The sequence below is a fragment of the Rhodococcus sp. T2V genome (genome assembly GCF_029269925.1).
GTDB lineage: Bacteria > Actinomycetota > Actinomycetes > Mycobacteriales > Mycobacteriaceae > Rhodococcus_F > Rhodococcus_F koreensis.
Map to the genome: position 1 here is coordinate 1 of NZ_JARJBD010000234.1, position 2,839 is coordinate 2,839.

Below are 2,839 nucleotides of genomic sequence, written 5' to 3' on the forward strand. Positions count from 1 at the left end.
CACGGCCGCAATCCCGGCCGATGCTCCCGGCATCGTGATCGCCGACGACGCGTCCCCGCTGCTTCACGGCATCACCGCGCTGCTGAAGTCCCACCGGGTCTGGAAACGCCGGACTTGACGCACGAACGCCCGATTGGTACAGAACGGCGGATCCGGGTACCCGAGACGACGAGACGAGCAGCAATGAGTCGAGGAGGGAGCACCATGGCGCGGTCATCGATCAAGGACGAGAAGGTGTACGAGGAAGTACGGAAGGATGGTGCGTCGAAGGAGAAGGCGGCGCGGATCGCGAACGCTGCCGCCAATCGCGGCCGGTCCAGTACCGGCCGCAAGGGCGGGAAATCGTCGTCGTACGAGGACTGGACCGTCGACGAGCTGAAGAAGAAAGCGAAAGAGGTCGGCCTGTCCGGCTATTCATCCAAGCGGAAGGGCGAATTGATCGAGGCGCTTCGCAACCACTGATGGTCTCAACCTCCGGGACGGGTGGGACCACACGCTCGCAAGCACACCACATGCCGTGGCGACGGCGCCGACGGCAAGCGGCGGGCTCACTGCCGGCGATCAGGTGGCAATTTGTCACCGTCGTCTGGAAAACTGCTGCACTGCTGCACTGCTGCAGTGCTGCAGTGCTGCAGGCTATCTCGTGCATTTCGACCCTCCAACCCGACGCGACTCGCAGGCCGGCATCTCCGCAGCTCCGGCGCGTGGCCCTCGCAAGACCGGATGCACCGGTCAGGGCGCGTCTGCGGCGAAGTCCGACAGACTGCCACGCAAGGAAACTTCAGTTCAAGGGGCACCCAAAGACTGCCGGGGAGCGACGGTGGTGGCCATTGCCGAGGGTGCCCGAGATCGGTGCCGGACAACGCATCCTTGATCCGGCCCGCCGGAAGACATGTGTTGATCGCGGTCACGACCGCGCCCGCCGGACGGTCCAGGGTTTCAGCTGTTCGAGCCGACGCACACCTCGCTCGAGTACAGTCACATCCCACCACATCCGATTTCCTGTCGGCTCGAATACTTTCCGAAGGTATGCCACGCCGTCAGCCCGGCAGTGTCTCGCCACCCAGTGGCGCGAGCACCTCCCCCCGAGTAGTAGGAGGACAGCAGACCGGAAGCGAAGAACACGTACGACGGCGCGATCTCGTCGGGCTACGCGACCCGCCCGTAGGGGGCCTGCTTCCCGAATTCCGCGACCTTCTCCTCGTCCATGGTCGCCGGAATCAGGGGTGTCCACACCGGCCCGGGAGCAACACAATTGACCCAGATTCCGCGGTCCAACAAGACCTGCGCCACCGAATACGTCAACGCCGTCACCGCCCCCTTGGTCGCGGAATAGTCGATCAGCGACTTGTTCCCGCGCAACCCGTTGACCGAACCGGTGTTGATGATCGCCGAACCCGGGCCGAGATGCGGTACCGCCGCCTTGATCACGTGGAAGTAGCTGTCGATGTTCACCGAGAACGTTCGCCGCCACTGTTCATCGGACAACTCGAGGAAGTCGTCGACCGGTTCCTGGTAGGCGACATTGTTGACGACGATGTCGAGTCCGTCCAGTTCGGCGACCGTGCGGGCCACCACGTCGCGACAGTGCGCCGGCGAAGCCAGGTCGCCGGCGAAGGTACACTTCGTGCTCGGTGTCGCGATGGTTGCGCTCGGGTTCCTACTCTCCCGCAACACTGCGGCGACCGCGCCGCGGACCGGCACCCTTGTAGGGATTTCGGACCACCGCAGCGTAATCCGCCGACTCGCGGCGTGGTGTGCTGTCGGACGATGGTTCGCCTCAAGTGTGGCCGTGGTGGTGTTTGTGAATGCCACCACAACTTCCCGCTCACCACCAACACCCGGATTCGCACCCTCGCCGAACACATTGTCGCCGCATTCGAGGACCTCGAACCCGACACCGGCCTGCGCAGCCGGTTCAATCACCTGCTGCTCACCGCACACCAACCACCCCGACGGCGGAAGTAGGGAACGCGTCTAGGTTGGGTCGTCAACCCGCGGAACCTGGACCCGATCGGTCGAGCACCGATCCTGCTGTCCGCTTTCTCCGAGCCCTCAGGGAGTCCGCCTGTTCCGCGCCGCGTTTCGATGGAATCGGTGCCCCCCATCCCGCTTCTCGCGACCAGCCCTGGCCGTCAGGGTGGCTGTTGGAGCGGTCGCCGGTTTCGATTCCCCGCCCCCGCGCGGCCACTGCGCCACAGAGCACCCACATGCCCAGGATGAACTGGCCTGGGCGCAGTCGAGCCTCAGTCACACCGACAGCCTGCTCGGAACTGGTTCGATCTCACCTACCCCGGCGGACGCACTCCCGTCATTGCACTCCCGTCGTCATCCGGCAACCACGCGGATGCGGCAGAGGGTTCCGTCGGCGGCATCGGGCATCTCCATCCCGGCGTCCACCCCGCTGCGCAGAGATAGTCGATCACCGGCTGGTCGAGCCGCCCCCCCGATACCACGGCGGCAATGCCGGGTGGATACGGGGTCAGGGGTTCGGCCGCGATGCGCCCGGGAGCCCGGTCCCCATCGACCATCTCCGCCGGCCGAAGAACGCATCCCTCGGTGACATCACCGAGTCGAGCTGCAGCTCCTGCGGGCTCGGCAACGAGATCGGTGGCGGTGGATCGAAAGAGGGAGCGGCCTTCGCCAGGTCGTCAAGCGCGGTGACCAGCCGGTCCGTGGTGGTCTCGTCATCTGCCATCGACAAGGTCGCCACGATGCGGCGGTGATCGGGTCAGCCGAGCCCGCTGGCCGCCGGTTTCGTCGCGAGCGATCCGGGGATACCTGGTGAATGAGCGTTGCAGCAACGGAATCGGGTCACGACCTCAGCGTGGGGGTCGAG

General features: G+C 65.5%; 2 protein-coding genes and 2 pseudogenes. 2 read left to right on the forward strand and 2 right to left on the reverse strand.

Annotated features, from left to right (window positions below):
* Nucleotides 1-204: 204 nt before the first annotated feature.
* A complete protein-coding gene (locus P3H15_RS53455) occupies nucleotides 205-462 on the forward strand; it encodes a Rho termination factor N-terminal domain-containing protein (protein ID WP_276144737.1) in 258 nt (85 codons plus the stop codon).
* A 578-nt stretch (nucleotides 463-1,040) separates the two neighbouring features.
* Here the strand turns inward: P3H15_RS53455 and P3H15_RS53460 are convergent.
* Nucleotides 1,041-1,614, reverse strand: a pseudogene (locus P3H15_RS53460) (SDR family oxidoreductase); the annotation flags it as partial.
* A gap of 156 nt (nucleotides 1,615-1,770) precedes the next feature.
* Between P3H15_RS53460 and P3H15_RS53465 the strand changes: the two are divergent.
* On the forward strand, nucleotides 1,771-1,968 hold the full coding sequence (locus P3H15_RS53465; protein ID WP_276144738.1) for a hypothetical protein: 198 nt from the start codon (nucleotides 1,771-1,773) through the stop codon (nucleotides 1,966-1,968).
* Nucleotides 1,969-2,328: 360 nt separating this feature from the next.
* Here P3H15_RS53465 and P3H15_RS53470 read toward each other — a convergent pair.
* Nucleotides 2,329-2,728, reverse strand: a pseudogene (locus P3H15_RS53470) (ornithine decarboxylase); the annotation flags it as partial.
* Nucleotides 2,729-2,839 lie beyond the last annotated feature (111 nt).

What these genes read in the sequence shown, in the direction of transcription:
- P3H15_RS53455 (WP_276144737.1), top strand. Translation starts at nt 205, where the DNA reads ATGGCGCGGTCATCGATCAAGGACGAGAAGGTGTACGAGGAAGTACGG.
- P3H15_RS53465 (WP_276144738.1), top strand. Translation starts at nt 1,771, where the DNA reads ATGGTTCGCCTCAAGTGTGGCCGTGGTGGTGTTTGTGAATGCCACCAC.